Genomic DNA, 17,512 nt, shown 5'->3' with positions numbered 1-17,512 from the left:
CAAGTAAGCTACCTCTTATATGCAAATGATCCAATACTAAACAGGTAACTCTAACATATACATATATGGGTCTGTACATATAAGGAGGTTATTCAAGCAATGAGAAAGCAAATCCTATCCGCCACGCTTGCTGCACTGCTCGCTGCATCATTCCCGCTCACCGTTATCGCACAAGAGAAAACCGCTGCTGCAACATGGTACACAGAAGGGATCCAATCCCTCATCTCCAAAGACATCCTTTCCGATCAGGCAAAGCCAACATCCACCGTCCCGGTTAAGGATTTCATACGCTACGCTGCACTATCGTTCACCTACCAGCATGGAATTGATCCGCTGAAGGCAGCTGAGAATGAAGGCTGGATCACAGCTGATGAGTTCACATCCCCCGATGCTCCGATTACACGCGGAGAGCTCGCCCGTATCCTCGTGCGCGCCTATGATTCCGAGGCACAGGAACACAGCGAAAAGACATTGGCCGAATATACGCAGCGTGCGAAAGCTCTAGGCTTGCTTATCGGGTATCCGGATGGCAGCCTGCACGAAAATAAAAATGCAACGATTGGCGAGGCCGCCTCAGCACTAAGCAATCTGCGTAAGCTCCGGCTAGCTCAAATCGACAACAAGGGTGTGCCGCTCATTTCTGTTGAGGATTTCATGCGCAACCCAGGCAATTTCTCGTATCAGTTGTCCACAGACGGCAACCATATCTCCTACGCAGCGCCATGGGAGAGCCGGATGAATGTATTTGTGAAGAAGATGGATGGCTCCAGCGAGCCTACTCGTGTCACAAGCTCCAAAGACCGCGATATTGCCGGCTTCTTCTGGAAGGGCGATCACATTCTTTATTTGAAGGATAAGGGCGGAGATGAGAACTACCATTTATATTCGGCAGCCTTCAATGGCAATGCGGAAAAGGATCTGACACCATTCAATAAGGTTCGAGTCGGCATAGTCAACATACTTTCCAATGTGAAGGACGAAATTCTGATTACGATGAACAAGGATAATGCGAAAGCATTCGATGTATATAAGCTGAACGTGAAGACAGGGGCAACCAAGCTTGTAGCGAAAAACCCTGGCAACATTCAAGCCTGGATTGCCGATCATAATGACGCCATCCGTATGGCGGTAGCTTCTGACGGACTTGAAGGAGCCATACTGTATCGCGATTCTGAGGATGCTGAATTTAAACCGTTTATCAAAATCGATTCAGGGGATACGGTCAATCCGCTTGGCTTCACGAAAGACAATAAACACATTTATGCGATTACGAATAAGGGGCGCGATAAAACTGCGCTCGTCCAATACGACCTGCAAGGCAAGGAACAGCTTATCTATTCCCATCCTGAGGTTGATCTGGATCGTGCGGTGTATGACGACAAGCAGGATAAGCTGCTCATGGCTTCTTATGTGACAGACAAGACGCATCTTAACTTCTTCGATGCCGGTTTCGAAGCTCTGCACCACAAGCTCCAAACCAAATTACATGCATCGGAAAGCGAAGTTCATATTACGGATTACAACGAGGACAGAACGAAATTTATCGTCGCTGTATCCACTGACAAGGTTCAAGGCAAATACTATTACTACAATTCGACAACCGATCAACTGACCTTGCTTACGACATTAAGCGACTGGCTGAAGCCTAAAAATCTGGCCGACATGTACCCAATCTCCTATAAGAGCAGAGATGGCTTAACCATTCATGGCTATTTGACATTGCCTAAAAATAAACGCCCTGAGAATCTGCCGCTGATCGTCAATCCACACGGAGGGCCTTGGGCACGTGACAAGTGGGGCTTCAATCCGGAAGTCCAACTGCTCGCGAACCGGGGCTATGCCGTGCTTCAGATGAATTTCCGTTCGTCCACCGGCTACGGGAAAGCATTTATCGACGCAGGTGATAAGCAATGGGGACGCGATATTCAAAATGACATTACAGACGGCGTCAAATGGGCAATCAAGCAAGGCATTGCAGATCCAAACCGCGTCGGCATTTACGGCGCGTCATTCGGCGGATACGCTACACTTGCCGGCATTACCTTCACGCCTAACCTCTATGCAGCAGCCGTCGATTATGTGGGGGTGTCCAACATCTTCACTCTACTGAATACGCTGCCCCCTTATTGGGAAGCGAACCGCAATATGTTCTATGCACGGATCGGGCATCCTGAAAAGGATAAGGAGCTGCTTAAGGCTGCATCTCCTGTATTCCATGCAGATAAGATCATTACACCGCTCTTCGTCGCACAAGGAGCAAATGATCCGCGCGTGAATAAAGCTGAATCCGATCAGATTGTAGACGCACTCAAGAAAAGAGGCATCGATGTACAGTACATGGTGAAAGACAATGAAGGCCACGGCTTCCAGAATGAAGAGAACCGCATCGACTTTTACAATGCCATGATCAGGTTCTTGGATACCCATTTAAAAAAATAGTCCCCATTCATAAAAGGGCTCTTTCAAATAAGAAAGGGCCTTTTTATGAATAAATGACGATGAATAAAAACAATATCTCCTTTCTAACTGTTATATTTTACATGAATCCTGCAATCCCAATATTTACGTATATATTTGGAGTAGTTTAAATTATGAACATATACAAAGGGGTTCAGGTCATTGAAAAAGAAATGGATTGCTGCCTCACTTGCAGCTGTACTTGCTGCATCACTGCCGGCGTCTGTCATGGCGCAGAAGCCAACCGAAGCTACCATTTGGTACCAGAATGGGATTCATGCGCTTACGTCCAAAGGAATTTTGGATGAACATGCAAAGCTGACGTCTACGGTCTCCGTAGACGAATTTGTCCGCCTTGCCGTCTTGACGCTCACGTACCAACACGGCATCGAGCCGATGAAGGCTGCTAAAAATGCAGGTTTGGTAGCTGACGGGGATTTCACATCTCTTGATGCGCCGATTAAGCGCGGCGAGATTGCCCGCATTCTCGTTCGTGCGCTTGGCAAGGAGCAAGACGAGAAGAGCTTGACCGATTACGCGGAACGCGCCAAGACGCTGGGCTTACTCAAGGGATTCCCTGATGGGAAACTGCATGAGAATAACGCTGCAACGCTGCGCGAGGCTGCATCCGCACTTGAGAACGTTGTAAAGCTGAGCCGATCCGGTATCGACAATAAGGGGGTGCCGCAAATTTACGTCGAGGATTTCATGCGCAACCCTGGAAGCTTTTCCTATCAGCTTTCTCCGGACGGCAATTATATTTCCTATGCAGCGGCGTGGGAAAATCGCGCGAATGTCTTCGTACAGAAGATGGACGGTTCCAGTGAACCGGTGCGCGTAACGAGCTCCAAGGATCGCGATATTTCCGGCTTCTTCTGGAAAGGCGATCATATCCTCTACTTGAAGGATAAGGGCGGAGACGAGAACTTCCACCTGTACTCGGCGGCGTTCAACGGCAATGAAGAAAAGGATTTAACGCCATTCGATAAAGTTCGTGTCGGCGTAGTCAGCACACTGTCCGGCGTTAAGGACGAGATTCTCGTCTCTATGAACAAGGAAAACGCCAAGGCATTTGACGTGTACAAGCTGAACATCAAGACAGGCGAAACGAAGCTTGTCGCGAAAAATCCGGGCGACATTCAAGAATGGATTGCCGACCATGACGGCAAAATTCGTCTTGCCGTTGCTTCAGACGGCATCGAAGGTGTCGTATTGTACCGGGCTACAGAGGAAGAAGAATTCAAGCCATTCATTACGACATCAGGCGGCGACACCGTTAGCCCGCTCGGCTTCACCAAGGACGACAAAACGATCTATGCCGTTTCGAATAAAGGACGCGACAAATCCGCGCTCGTCAAGTACGATCTTCAGGGCAACGAGCAGTTGATCTATTCCCATCCGGACGTTGATTTGGCAGGAGCGGTGTATGACCATAAGCAGGATAAACTGCTCATGACTGCCTATATAACGGATAAAGTACATGCGAAATTCTTTGATGAATCATTCGAGGCTTTGCATAAAAAGCTGCAGCACAAGCTGCAAGCAACAGAAAGCGAAATCGGCATCAACGACTACAATGAAGACAAAACAAAGCTCATCGTCAGCCTATCCAATGATAAGGTGCAGGGCAAATACTATTACTATGATTCTACAACGGATCAATTGACGCTGCTCGCCAACCTGAGTGACTGGCTCAATCCAGAACAGATGGCGGACATGCACCCGATCTCCTATAAGAGCAGAGACGGCTTGACGATTCATGGCTACTTAACATTGCCGAAGAATAAGACGCCGGAGAATCTCCCTCTGATCGTGAATCCGCATGGCGGTCCATGGACCCGCGACATGTGGGGCTTCAATACGGAGGCTCAGCTGCTGGCTAATCGCGGATATGCCGTTCTGCAAGTCAATTTCCGCTCCTCTACGGGTTACGGAAAAGCATTCATCGACGCCGGCAACAAGCAGTGGGGCCGCAACATTCAAAATGACATCACGGATGGCGTACAATGGGCAATCAAGCAAGGCATCGCCGATCCGAAGCGCGTCGGCATTTACGGTGCATCATTCGGCGGATATGCGACATTAGCCGGCATCACGTTTACGCCAGACATGTATGCAGCCGCCGTCGATTATGTCGGGGTATCCAACATCTTCACCCTGCTCGATACATTACCGCCTTATTGGGAAGCGAACCGCAACATGTTCTATGAGCGCATCGGTCATCCGGAGAAGGACAAAGACATGCTGAAGGCCGCATCTCCTGTATTCCATGCGGACAAAATCGTGACACCGCTCTTTGTTGCGCAGGGCGCCAATGATCCGCGCGTGAACAAAGCAGAGTCCGATCAAATCGTCGAGGCCCTCAAGAAGAGAGGCGTAGACGTTGAATATATGGTGAAGGACAACGAAGGCCACGGCTTCAACAATGAGGAAAATCGCATCGAATTCTACAATGCCATGGTGAAGTTTTTGAATACACATCTGAAACCTTGATTCGTATCACCTGGACGTATTTGCCATCAATAATGTAAAAAAGATCGGGTTTCAGCAGTCAGATGTCTCTGATGCGCTGAACCCGATCTTTCTTATTTTCACTATCCATATCTCTCCATACGATGCAGCTATAGCTGCTCACTACTTACTAGGAGCTATTCCCTCCCTATTTGCTGCTCATCCCATCTATCTACTGAGGGCAAGGGTTCACAATTTTTTCTATCATTTCACATGGCATCATACACACTCTGAGTCTGAGTTCATCTACGTATGCTGCCACACAGACAAAGCGTTCTTTTTGAAATGACTCGGTGTGACTCCTGTCTTGCGCTTAAAAACTCGGGAAAAATACGGAACGTCATTAAAACCCACTTGGAAACATATATCCGTTACCGACATATCGGTATCGAGCAGCATGGCGGCCGCCTTGTGAATCCGAAAATCGACCAAATAATCATTATATGTTTTGCCAGTGAAGCGCTTAAATAAATCACAGAAGTACGTCTTCGAAATATTAAATCTGCGGCATATCAGTTCCAAGCGAAGCTCCTCATTATAATGCTCATGAATATAATGAATCGCTGCCGTCATTAATTCCTTAAATTTGCCCAACCGGTCATCTGCATCATCGGAATGGCGCTGTCGATCCATCTCTCGTACTAGCAGTGTCATCAGCTTCAGCAAGTCCGCCTTGAGCACCAGTTCATAATAACGGTTGCCCTGTTGATACTCGTCCAGCATATCATGTAAAATCTTCGATACTTCCATATCGGTTGCGCCAGACAGCGCCACCTTCGGGGTCACATGCTCCTCATCCAGCATGAACTGCTCCAGATAGGAGTAGTCGAACTTGCCCCTGCTGCCATTGTGCGGCTGGTACTGCTCATCAATGAAATGCGGGAGGAACTCAAGACCGATAATATCAATTCCCTGACCAGGCACCAATGTCACACGATGAACAGCATAAGGAGGAATAACAAAAATATTGCCCTTCACCATTCGGTACGTACGATTATTAATCGTATGCATGAACTCGCCCTTCACCACATACCAAATTTGAAAATAGTCATGCGTATGATCACGTATGCTGCCGCCAGCTTGGTTCCATCGATAAATTTTAAAAGGCAGCGGTGTTCCGATCTCGCTCTCAGCACGATAAAATTGGACTTCCTGTGGCATGGGCTTCTGCATCAACTCACGACGCTCGAGCATCATCGGTTCCCCCTCCTTCTTCAGCCTCTGCTTCATGTCCTTCCCATCCAAGTCAGACTGGAAAAGAATACTCTCCTATCATATCATGATTGGCTGAACAGGAGATAACGCAAGTGGAATGCGAAGGGAATGCGAGGGGAAATAGCAGGAAAATCCCCTTTCTCAGATTATGCAAAAAAAGGAGCTGCATCCCCTATGCAGCCCCTCATTTCCAGCCTTATTTCGCTATTCGCTGTGACGGGTGAATCGTATCAACGAATAATATACCGTCATATTGCTCACGAACGATCATCGTTTCTTCAAGCATGCCCCACGCCTTGGCAATACGAGGGGTGAACATCCATGATGTACGCGGGTCAAGCTTAACTTGCATGAGATCAAGGAACTGATAGGCATGACCTCCCGCCTTCAGCAGCTCTTCTATACTTCCTTCATTGTGAGGTTGTGAAATTCGCTCGGTTTCCTTGCTGTTCTTGCTGGAGCTTCCCTGATAAGCATACAGACCGATCACATAATTGTCCTTCCGCAGCGAGAACGGCAGCATCTCTCCCATCGTTGGATAAGGATTATTGTCGAAGCCGAAGCCATTATGCTCAGTCACCATCGTCGAGTTATGCTTCCGTACATGATAATTGTGTCCCCATACGATGATCTTCTTATCTGGATACAGTTGCTCCGCAAGCCATGCCGCATTGCTCGCCATCTGCTGATCCCGTATATAACTTGCTTCTTTCATTTGGCGCTCAGGTTCAATACCGGCGAACAGTTTCACCATTCGTCCACAGTACGTTTCCAGCATATCGATCCGGTTCTGCAACACACGTTCCGTGACTGTCACCAGCTCTGGATGCTCTGGATACACAGCCTGCAGCTTCACTTTGTTTTCCCTTAGAAACATCTGAAACAGGCGATACTTCGCAATCAGTTGAGGTTGTTCTCGATTGAAGCGATCCATGTCGTTATAAGTATGTACTTTCAAATACCAACGTTCCGTTTGCACAAACGATACCGCTTTACTCTTGTCTGCATGCGCGAACCATTTCTCCATGAAGGTAATAAACGGCTCTGTAGTACCTTGCACATCAATCCCCGTCAATATGAGCGGTCGTGTTGTCTTGCTTTGCTCTACGATATATTCAAAGAGCGGCAAGTTCTCCTCGACCTGCCATACGCCAAAAATGGAGTTCTTCATCATTTCAGCAGGTGTATGATTGCGGGCTTGTACAAATGCGGCAGTCGCCTCGCCCAGATTCGATTCAAAAGCGAGGACATCGTACCCAAGCTGCTCATGCAAAAATTGAACCAGCCGAACCTTCACCGAATTATATTCCGCTGCACCATGCGATGCTTCTCCTAAGCTGATCAGGCGTTTATGCTGCAATAGCGGCTTCAGAAATTGTAAATCCTTGAATCGTTCAGCAGCCTTCCGATCTTTATCAAAGTTTACAACGCCCCCTGCAATCGGCTTCACATGTTCCTTCACCCACTGCTTCCATTGTGCGATTGCGATTGCACTTGCCTTTCCTGCTTCTTCCGTGTCCGCACTGCTGGCTGCTGCATTGCTGCTTATAGAGGCGCCAGCAATTATGCAAGCTGCTGCTCCGATTGCGAACACTCGCTTCCATCCTATCATTCGCTCCACCTTCCGGTTAGGTCTAGTTGTTCTCACATGGACAGCATATCTCGGGAAGGTTAAATTCATGGATGGATCTCGTTTAATTCTTGTTTAAAGGAAGAAATGTTACGCTTCCTCCGCCATATTTGCTCGTGCTTCCTTCGTTCGCATCCGCAGCAGCCTATGGATTGGATAGCGTTTTTTCCAACTGGACATCACGGTAGCCAGCATATAGGCTCCATAGCCTTCAATCAGAATCATAGACGGCATAATAAAATACCGATATCGCTGCTGAACCTCAATCAGCAAATGAACTCCCATATAACCCAATATCAATATTATAAAGAACAAATATTTCTGATCCATATCCTGACGGGAGATGATAAGAAGATCGACTGAGATGAATAGGATCAACATGATTACAAAATATGTGATGTATGAATACGTATGAATCATACTGAACAGATGGCTAACACTGGCCGTATTTAAGCTCCAATACAGCGCATCGACTTCGCTCCACATGAGCCTGATCTTACTTAGAAATAGACCTGATAATTTTCCAAGATCGGATAGACGCTCCTGCACCATTTCCTTTTCAATTCGGGTTCGTTCTTCCCCAAGCGGATATTGGGTAACCTTCTTAAAGTCTTCCTCCGAGAAGGCTCCCTCTGTATCATGATTGAAGCCCAATACGAATTTCCACATCGGATCATGATTCACTAATGGAGCATGAGAGATGCCCGTGCTAACCGCCAGAAGGCTGACGAAATAGAATACCGCAAAATAGGTGGTGAAGAAAATAACGACGAACCCGATCCCTTTTTTGATGGATTGCTTCTTCAGGACGATCAAATAGATCACGACATACAGTAGGATGCTTAAAAGAATGACTGCGCCCAGCGGTCTGATCAGATTGCCGAGTGAGACGAGTACCGCCGTACAAATACTCACCTTCCAGCCCGGAGTAAGATTTTTGAGCAAATAGTAAAACGCAAGATAAAACAGAAAAGTGGCCAAATGTTGATTGGTGAGCACCGAGCTCATCACAATGCTTGGCACGAAGAAGCAGTACGTAATACTGGCGAATTTAGCCGCGAATTCATTGAAGATCATTCGCCCGATTTTATATACAAGCACCGTGATGCCCGTGCACCAAAGTACGTTTAGGATTTTCAATGGCAGCAAGCTTGTGCCGAATAATTTAATCATAAGCGCCTGATACATGGTGAAGCCCAATTGATATGTCCATGCCTGAAAATAATCGCTGTCGTTATAAGAGAAATCCCCCACCGACATTTTCACCGCCGCATCATACATAATATGAAAGTCCGACACCGGATTCGTATCAACTAGTAACACCCACATAAACCGTATACCGAATGCTATACATGCGATAAAGAAGACAAATGCCTGTTCCTCTTGCAAATGCCGATAGGCAAAATAGGCGAGCATAAATACAAAACATGTGTAGCCTGCCATGATAAACGGTACCTGAATAAGCATATCGGGACTGTATCCCATGAAGATGCCAATCATAAAAAAGAGAATGATGCACAAAAAAGAAAGCAAAATAAAAAGCAACGGTTTCTTGCAAATCCGCGCTTTACGTAACGACATCTCCAAGGATATCCCACCTGTTTCATTCAAATTGACAAAATCCATTGTACCATCATTTTTTCAAAATGATAGACCATCCATAATGTGACAACCACCACAACCAGTGCCGTGGACAGTCACCCTATACATAACAAAGCTGCACCTTAAGAAACGTATGCTTCCATTGCGCAGCTATGTCCTATTTTATTTATATATATGGAGTCGTAGACCCTCAATATTCGCAGGTTGCCGTTAAATAAGGAGATACTTTACTCTGGGCATCGCAATTCGAGCGAGTCCTACAACAAGTAGTAATACGACACTCTATTTCAAATTTGCCAACTGTTCATTGCGAAGCTTAATTCCATTCGACAACTTGCGAATCATGTCACGCAGCTCATCTGCGGAATATACCGTATTGCGTTCACGTACGACTGACTGTACGCCAGCTTCCAGACGATCCGCCTGTTCCATGAGCTGCCCTTCCTCTAACACCATAGCGGGAACAGACATCGGGTCGCTATACTTTACCTGCTCCTCCAGCTTGCGCATCAACTCTACAAGCCCATCGCGCTCAGCATCTTTCCAGCCTTCCAGCTCCAGGCGTGCTCCTTGCACGACAAGAAGTAGCCGCTTCATTGCCTGCACCCGATAGCTTTCCTCCCTCTGCAAGCGTCCGACAGATACTCGGGTAAGGCCAATTAAAAGGGCTAAAATAAACGCCGCTGCAAAGGTAATAATATGGATCCACATATACATCTTCTCCGGCACGTCCATCACAAGCCAAAAGAGTACGATATGAATCAGAACAGCGATATTATACATGAAAGCAATTGCCATTATGGATAAATTCAGCGGAACCTCATCCTTATGCTTCGAGAGATGGAATAATACATTCATGCAAAATAAGTAGCTGATCAAACCCGCCAGCATCAGTGAAGCAAGAGATAGCCACCATGAGAAGCCTCGGGAATCCGCCTCACTAAGTCCAAAAAACAGGCCGGCTGTAACTGCTGCTAGGATGAAAAAGATCGCAGTCGTTATCCACTTCAATTGTAATACCCGCTTCATGATGATCCCTCCTGCACCAGCTTATTGCCGCATTCTACGCAAAATTTTTGGCCAGGCCTAACCTCAGATCCGCACTCCTTGCAAGTAAGTGCTGTCTCCTCGCCACAGTGCGGACAGAACTTGACCTTGCTCGTCACAGGCTTGCCGCAATGGCGACAAGGAACAGGCAGCGCTTGTCCGCATTCGATACAAGCACCTTGATCCGGCGGATTGTCTGCACCGCATTCTGGGCAGGGATGATACGGATCCCCGCAGTTCGGGCAGAACTTGGTCGTACGCGGCATCTGTTCCCCGCACGCCGAGCACTTCACCAGGATTGGCTTCTCTGCTCCGCCTGATGCAGCAAGCGATGTACCGCAGCCTGTGCAGAAGGATGCATCATGCTGATTGCTCCGATGACATTTCGGGCATACCATGTCCTGCCCATCAACTCGAAGCTCGCCTGCCAGTTGAGTCATAACGCCACCCACAGCTCCGCCGACGCCATATCCCATGCCAAGCCCCATTCCAGCCCCCATCAGATCCGACTTGACGCTGCTATCATTCTTCGCCACTTGTCCAAGCGTATCGAAGGTGCGCTCCTGCTGATAGGTGAAGCCGATAATGTTCATTTCAGCGCGCTTCGCAAGTGCTTCGCGCAGCCGCAGCGTTGCTGGATCATCCTCCGGTGTATTGACGGAGTCCACATAGAAATTAAGCAGTCGAATGCCGTATTCCTCGAACACCGGTGCAACCAACTCTTGAATATGCTTGGAAATATCCGATATGTAAGCATTAATTTCTAAAATACTAATCTTGCGATGAACAAAATAGGAAGAGATCAACTGATGGATATTCATCATCAATACGCCGCGGAAATATTCGGATAACGTCTCTTGATTGAATACCGGCAGCGTGCCGACAAGCTTGCCCACAAACTTGCGCGCATCTTCGATTTGAATGCCGAACTGACCGAAGGAGCGCACCTTCACGAACAGCTGGTATTTCGGATCCTGCAGCTGAAGCGGCGTTCTTGTTCCCCATTTCACATTGAGAGAATGCACCTTATTCACATACCAGACTTCTGCCGTGAAGGGAGAATCTCCACCGAACGGTAAGTTTACAATATGATTCAAGATCGGAATATTTGCGGTACTAAGCGTATATCTGCCTGCTGTGAAGCTGTCTAGTACCTGACCGCCTTTAAACAGGATCGCTTCCTGCGATTCATTTACAATTAGCTGCGACCATGTCGCAAGCTCCTGATTTGGAAATTTCCATGCAAATACATCCGGTGAACCGTCATATTTAATAACATCAATAATTGCCATCCCGTTGTAGTACCTCCGTATATAAAGTATGGAATTCTGCCACTGCCTTTAATAATGGAGCTTATACGCCCCTCTATCCATAAACTATGAAATAAGCGCTACATTACGAGTACGAAAAAGCTCGCATAATGTATCGTTAATGAAGTCCCCATTCCTAATCTTTCTTCTATCTGCTCCCGTTTCTATTATATAAGCCAGCCGCGTGGGACACCATCCTAATGATGGAAATCCAAAAGGACCTTCCCCTGATTCATGCTTGTCGAAATTATAAAGTTCATACACCTTTCTCATTGTGCATATATTTATTTTCGTGTTAAAATGTTTAGTGTTAAAACGTTTATCTTGCTGATCGATCATTTCAATTTCCCTCAACTCAACCCAGTATTGATTACCATATTTCAAGCACAGCATTAAACGATAATTGCAAATTTGTTAAAGCGATTCGCTTTTATTCTGCCTCTCTCCTCATCTCATTCATACATGGATTCATAGGATACAACGCCTTCTTCGTTCACATGCTTCACCACACACAAAACTACTATGCCGTACCTAGTTTTTCTTCAATATATAGCCTATTTGAGCTTTACAACCCTGCCTAGCTTGTAATTTCGCATTCTGCGCCACATTGTGTCCATCTATCATTCTCAGAGGTATGAATGCGGTTACATAGATTTGTTAGTGAAAGGAGATGTTTCCCTATTCCTCAGGTTCGATGAACTAATCCAATATGAAGCGGAGTGTGATTGAAATTGAAAAGGGCCAAAAAAGTTTGTACAATCTTGCTTTTTGTCTTTATTATGGTATTCACAGCCGTACCCTTGACTTCTGCCTTCGGCGCTTCACCTTGGGCACCTAATACTGCCTATCAAGCAGATGATCTCGTCACCTATGGAACCGATACCTACCAATGTGTACAAGGACATACCTCTATTGTTGGATGGGAACCGCCAAACGTTCCGGCACTGTGGATCAAACAAACAGCTTCTCCCGATACGGAGCCGCCATCTGTCCCAACAAATGTTACAGCCAGCAATATAACAACTGAATCCGTAACCCTTGGTTGGACGGCATCTACCGACAATGCCGGTGTTACAGGCTATGACGTCTATAATGGAACGACACTCGCGGGTTCGACTGCGACGACTACGTTCGCCGTTTCAGGCTTAACGCCAAATACAACCTATACCTTCACCGTTAAAGCAAAAGACGCTGCTGGCAACCTTTCCCCAGCCAGCTCGCCTGTAAGCGCAACAACATTGGCCGTTATTCCGGATACCCAACCTCCTACAGCACCTGCTAATGTAACCGCTGCCAACGTGACCAGCAGCTCCGTTACATTAACTTGGACCGCTTCAACAGATAATGTGGGTGTTACAGGTTATGATGTATACAATGGTTCCACACTTGCCGGTTCTTCGAATACAACTTCCTACACCGTTACAGGCTTAACTGCGAACACCGCTTACACGTTTACGGCGAAAGCAAAAGATGCAGCGGGCAATGTGTCAGCCGCTAGTAATGCAATCACCGTTACTACAAATCCCCAACCTTCATCACAATACGAAATTATCGGCTACTTCCCAAGCTGGGCTGCATACGATACACCGTCCTTTACCCCTGCCAATATTGACCCGAAAAAAGTAACGGTCATCAACTATGCATTCCTTGATATTTGCTGGAACGGCAAACATGGCAATCCTTCCAAGAGCCCCGATAATCCCAATCCAAACACATGGACCTGTCAAAACGGCGATGGCACTCCAAATCAAGCACCGAACGGCTCTATCGTGATTGGAGATTCATTTACCGACGGTACAGCCGATGGCGGATACAACCAATTGGTTACGATCAGACAGCTTAAGAACACCAATCCGAATCTTAAATTATTCGCCTCTGTCGGAGGATGGACGTGGTCAAACCAGTTCTCCAACACCGCGAATGACCCTGTAACAAGAGGCAACTTCGCCACTTCCGCCGTCAATTTCTTGCGTCAATATCAATTCGATGGTATCGACATCGATTGGGAATATCCGAACAGCATTGGCGTACCTTGCGCATCAGGCCAAACCTGTCAGCGTACAGCCGACAAAGCAAACTACATCCTGCTTCTGCAAACACTTCGCCAAGCCCTTGATAAAGCCGGACAACAAGACGGCAAGCACTACTACATTACGATCGCTTCCAGCGCAAACTCCAGCTTTCTTGCCGATGCAGGCGGCACCAGCAACTGGTTGTCCAACGCAGCTCAGTATTTGGACTGGATCAACATCATGACCTACGACTACTACGGTCCATGGGATGCCACAAGCGGCATCGTATCGCCATTGTATAACGACCCAGCCAACACAAACGGCAGCAGTCAATTCAACATCAACTCCACCGTAACCAACTATTTGAATAAAGGCATTCCTGCCAATAAAATAACCATAGGCGAACCATTCTATGGATATGGTTGGAAAGGATGTAACGCAGGTCCAAATAACAACGGATTGTATCAAAGCTGTACCGGAGAAGCTGCTGGCGGTTCGAGCGGCTCGACGTATGACTTTGCCCACATGCAAAACACAGGCCTGCTGTCTGCTGATTCCACAGGTAAATATACAGTTGCCGGCCAAGGTTATACCCGCTACTGGAACAGTGCGACGCAAACTCCGTTCCTCTACAATCCGTCTACGAAAATCTTTATTTCGTATGATGACGAGCAGTCCATTCATTTGAAAAATGAGTTTATCAAAAACAAAGGATTACGCGGCGCGATGTTCTGGGAATTAAACGCGGACAGAAACCGCACCCTGCAATCCGTCGTATCCAATGACTTGCCGCATTAATCCGATCAAGATGATACTTTAGCGATGAGGATGTAAAAGGTAAGAAGTTTCACGCAATTCAAATTAGAGCTTCCCGAAAGCAGAATCTCTGCTTTTTGAGGAAACAACAATCGTAACCCTTATCCGACGGCATTACCGCTATCACGCGGTACACCCCGTAAAAGGAAAAAAAGAAGCAGAGACCCTATGTAATAATCTAGGATCTCTGCTTTTTGTGCCATGATGAATATCTTATTGCTCGTTTATCACGCGGTACAAAACGATTGCCGCCTGCGCTCGAGTGAGTGTTCCCGCCGGATCAAATTTGTTATCGGTGGTTCCTTTGATAAGTCCTTTGCTCACCGCGTACACAACGGCTGTCTTTGCATCCTGTGAGATGAGTGCTTCATCCTTAAATCCAAGCGATGCGCTTGAATGGGACAGATCAGCTTTCAATGCCCGCGTAAGCATCACGACCATTTTTTCGCGAGTAATCGGTTTACGTGCCCCAGGCTCTGCAATCCGCTGTTCCCAAGTCTTGCCGTTATTCGTCAAGCGATCAAGCAAGGTAGCGAACTCCGCTTGGGTAATAGCGTCGTTCGGCTTGAATGTGTGTATGCTGTCTTTGCCGCGCAGCAGTCCGTGAGCTGCAATGACTTCAATTTCATCCTTTGCCCAATGTGCAGTAAGATCATTGAAGGAACTTGCATGCTCTGCAATCGTGTAGGTGCCGAACTGCGTGACCTGGAAGGAAATATGCTTCTTATCAGATGCCTTCATTCCGGCCAGTTTATAGCTCCAGGCATTTGTTGTTACGCCTTGAGTTTGTGCGTACACGCCTGCCTTAAGAATATCTTTTGTAGCTCCCATCAGCTTCAAGGAGATTTCCAACAGGATATTCTTTGCTTCTTGCGGCCCACGGATCGTGATCATCGGAGATGTAAAGGTCGTCTCGCCATGATGATTGCTAAATCCTTTGTCCTTATGCTCTGCAAGAGACACCACAAGCTCGAGTCCGCTCGTTCCGATAAGTTCCACAATAGATTTATTCGGAATGGTAATATCGAATTCGGCTGCAGACAGAAGCAAATCCTTGCCTGATTCCTGCAGCAGCTTGGCGACCGATTTGTCCAGCGTAAAGGAGACTTTATTGTAATCCTTCATGCTTACATCGCTAATATCGGATTGAACCTGCTTGGCATTTTTGTCCTGCAACTGTTCTTTCACGGTATTCGCATTTATCTTGAACTCCGCATTCACTGCATGATCCTTCTTCGTCTCTGCCAGTAATCCTGCCTTCATCGTCTTACCGGCTGGAATTGCTTCTACAGAAGTCGAAGATGAAGAACTACTGGATCCTCTGGAGCCTCCAGATGAGGAAGACGAAATTGGCAGCTCTGGCTTCGGATTCGGAACAGACGGCTTGATGACTTCTACGGTAGACGAGTGAATGTAACCGATTCGGATCCGGTCATTATTTGCATTGAATAGATTCGTATTTGCAAGATTGAAGGTATATTTTCCTTCTTGGTCGCTCAAGAAAGTGATGGTTGCTATGTCGCCGTCTCCTTCATAGGCGCCTCCGTTGAGATTTACGGAGTAATTCAATTGCTTCTGGCCATCAGGTAAATCGGTTATGTTCTTTGTCGTGATAAGTGGGACACCCGGATAGTTCAACTCTTGATAGGTTGCCATCGTAACGCTTGGCTTTATATCTAAAAGAGTTAAGCGGCTGTCGTAAGTAAGACTGAATGAAGCTGAATATACTGCCTCCGACACGGAATATTCGACCTTTACATCTAATGGATCTCCTGTCAAAACCTTAGGTTTGCTGAGGCTAGGAGATACAACATCGGACTTTTTATCGTCGACGAAGTTCGGCGTGACGAAGTTCTGTGTGTAATATACATTTGATTTCCCCCCGAAGTACACACCAACCCCTAGATGAGAAAAGTCCCCCAAAATATTCGAACGATGTCCTTTCGAGTTCATCCAGTTCTCGTGAACGAAGATGGCACTCGACTGTCCAGCAGCAATGTTTTCCCCTGCCTTTTGGTATACGATTCCGTCCGCCTTCAGTCGATCGAACGGGGATTTGCCGTCCGGATTGTTATGATCGAAGAAGCTTCTCAGCCCCATATCGTCGCTATGCTTGCGAGCAGTTCCCGCAGCCTTTTCATTCCACTTCAATGGCTTCATGCCCTCGCGGACACGCACAGCATTAGCCAAATCGAGGATTTGTTGCTCAAAGCTTGTCTGCAATCGTTTGCTAGGCGTGCCAAAGTACCCCTTGAACGCCAGTTCAACATCCTGGGCAATAAACTGGACAGCCGTCACCGTATTCCGTTGATGGAGATCATAGAACACGGTTGCATACATGTCGCCGACCTTGTACAGGCTATATTGTCCGCTGTTGTCCATATTGTAAATCGTATTGCCTTTCCTAATTTGACTGAGGGAAGATCCGAAGGCTGCCTCTACCTCCTGCTTGGTTGAACCGAATCCAATGCTGCCATAAGAATCCTTCGCATTCGTATAGAGTGCAACGACCTTGTGGTCCTGAACACCAACTTGTAAGTAATGTTTATAATCCTGATTGTAAATATACCACTCGAAGCCATATTCACTTAGATCCTTGCGAACCGGCTGTCCGATTTTTTGGAATAGTTGAGCCTCGCTCATTCCTATGGTGATGCCTTGCAGTTGGTCTGCCCCTGCCTGCGGAGCATTGTTCGTTTTCGTGACAGCAATCTTGCTACCGACCAGCTTGTCCGCTGCATAAAGGGTCGGCTGATGGATAAGCATCCCGGCCAACAGCGCAGCGCTAGCTGTAATCGTCATGCGCCGCATTCTGCCTGCTTTAATGTGTTTATGCTGTTCTTGGTATATTGCGTTGTTGGTTTCTGTACAACGTGTCCGCATCATTACATCTCCTATTCTTTTACATTCTG

At 47.0% G+C, this 17,512-nt stretch carries 9 protein-coding genes; 3 read left to right on the top strand and 6 right to left on the bottom strand.

Annotation, left to right across the window (positions count from 1 at the left end):
- Window positions 1–99: 99 nt before the first annotated feature.
- Entirely contained in the window at window positions 100–2,439 is a 2,340-nt protein-coding gene (locus NO352_RS00735) for a S9 family peptidase (protein ID WP_289354722.1), read from the top strand.
- A gap of 180 nt (window positions 2,440–2,619) precedes the next feature.
- Window positions 2,620–4,950 (top strand): S9 family peptidase, encoded by a 2,331-nt coding sequence (locus NO352_RS00730; RefSeq protein WP_289354721.1) that lies wholly within the window; start codon window positions 2,620–2,622, stop codon window positions 4,948–4,950.
- A gap of 264 nt (window positions 4,951–5,214) precedes the next feature.
- Here the strand turns inward: NO352_RS00730 and NO352_RS00725 are convergent, their stop codons facing one another.
- The 5 genes from NO352_RS00725 to NO352_RS00705 all read right to left on the bottom strand — a co-directional run bounded on the left by NO352_RS00725 (window position 5,215) and on the right by NO352_RS00705 (window position 11,754).
- Window positions 5,215–6,165 carry an AraC family transcriptional regulator gene (locus tag NO352_RS00725; RefSeq protein ID WP_197267344.1) on the bottom strand — a complete coding sequence of 317 codons (951 nt, stop codon included), beginning with the start codon at window positions 6,163–6,165 and terminating at the stop codon, window positions 5,215–5,217.
- A 214-nt stretch (window positions 6,166–6,379) separates the two neighbouring features.
- On the bottom strand, window positions 6,380–7,795 hold the full coding sequence (locus NO352_RS00720; protein WP_289354720.1) for an erythromycin esterase family protein: 1,416 nt from the start codon (window positions 7,793–7,795) through the stop codon (window positions 6,380–6,382).
- Between the two features lie 108 nt (window positions 7,796–7,903).
- A complete protein-coding gene (locus tag NO352_RS00715; RefSeq protein WP_268620153.1) occupies window positions 7,904–9,394 on the bottom strand; it encodes a glycosyltransferase family 39 protein in 1,491 nt (496 codons plus the stop codon).
- A gap of 303 nt (window positions 9,395–9,697) precedes the next feature.
- Window positions 9,698–10,444: a hypothetical protein gene (locus NO352_RS00710; RefSeq protein ID WP_268620079.1), complete on the bottom strand. Its 747-nt coding sequence runs from the start codon at window positions 10,442–10,444 to the stop codon at window positions 9,698–9,700.
- Complete coding sequence (locus tag NO352_RS00705) at window positions 10,441–11,754, bottom strand: SPFH domain-containing protein (RefSeq protein WP_005542953.1); 1,314 nt, start codon at window positions 11,752–11,754, stop codon at window positions 10,441–10,443. The genes NO352_RS00710 and NO352_RS00705 overlap by 4 nt, the downstream gene beginning before the upstream one ends.
- 797 nt (window positions 11,755–12,551) lie before the next feature.
- Here NO352_RS00705 and NO352_RS00700 point away from each other — a divergent pair.
- Window positions 12,552–14,582, top strand: a complete 2,031-nt coding sequence (locus NO352_RS00700) for a glycosyl hydrolase family 18 protein (RefSeq protein ID WP_289354775.1) — start codon at window positions 12,552–12,554, stop codon at window positions 14,580–14,582.
- Window positions 14,583–14,813: 231 nt separating this feature from the next.
- Here the strand turns inward: NO352_RS00700 and NO352_RS00695 are convergent, their stop codons facing one another.
- A complete protein-coding gene (locus tag NO352_RS00695; RefSeq protein WP_289354719.1) occupies window positions 14,814–17,486 on the bottom strand; it encodes a CAP-associated domain-containing protein in 2,673 nt (890 codons plus the stop codon).
- Window positions 17,487–17,512 lie beyond the last annotated feature (26 nt).

Source organism: Paenibacillus sp. S-12 (genome assembly GCF_030363895.1).
GTDB lineage: Bacteria > Bacillota > Bacilli > Paenibacillales > Paenibacillaceae > Paenibacillus_B > Paenibacillus_B alvei.
This window is presented reverse-complemented; position numbering and strand designations above follow the sequence as displayed.

Bases quoted from the DNA above. Each gene is read 5' to 3' on its own strand.
- NO352_RS00735 (WP_289354722.1), top strand. From the start codon at position 100: ATGAGAAAGCAAATCCTATCCGCCACGCTTGCTGCACTGCTCGCTGCA.
- NO352_RS00725 (WP_197267344.1), bottom strand. From the start codon at position 6,165: ATGATGCTCGAGCGTCGTGAGTTGATGCAGAAGCCCATGCCACAGGAA.
- NO352_RS00720 (WP_289354720.1), bottom strand. From the start codon at position 7,795: ATGATAGGATGGAAGCGAGTGTTCGCAATCGGAGCAGCAGCTTGCATA.
- NO352_RS00715 (WP_268620153.1), bottom strand. From the start codon at position 9,394: ATGTCGTTACGTAAAGCGCGGATTTGCAAGAAACCGTTGCTTTTTATT.
- NO352_RS00710 (WP_268620079.1), bottom strand. From the start codon at position 10,444: ATGAAGCGGGTATTACAATTGAAGTGGATAACGACTGCGATCTTTTTC.
- NO352_RS00705 (WP_005542953.1), bottom strand. From the start codon at position 11,754: ATGGCAATTATTGATGTTATTAAATATGACGGTTCACCGGATGTATTT.
- NO352_RS00700 (WP_289354775.1), top strand. From the start codon at position 12,552: ATGGTATTCACAGCCGTACCCTTGACTTCTGCCTTCGGCGCTTCACCT.
- NO352_RS00695 (WP_289354719.1), bottom strand. From the start codon at position 17,486: ATGATGCGGACACGTTGTACAGAAACCAACAACGCAATATACCAAGAA.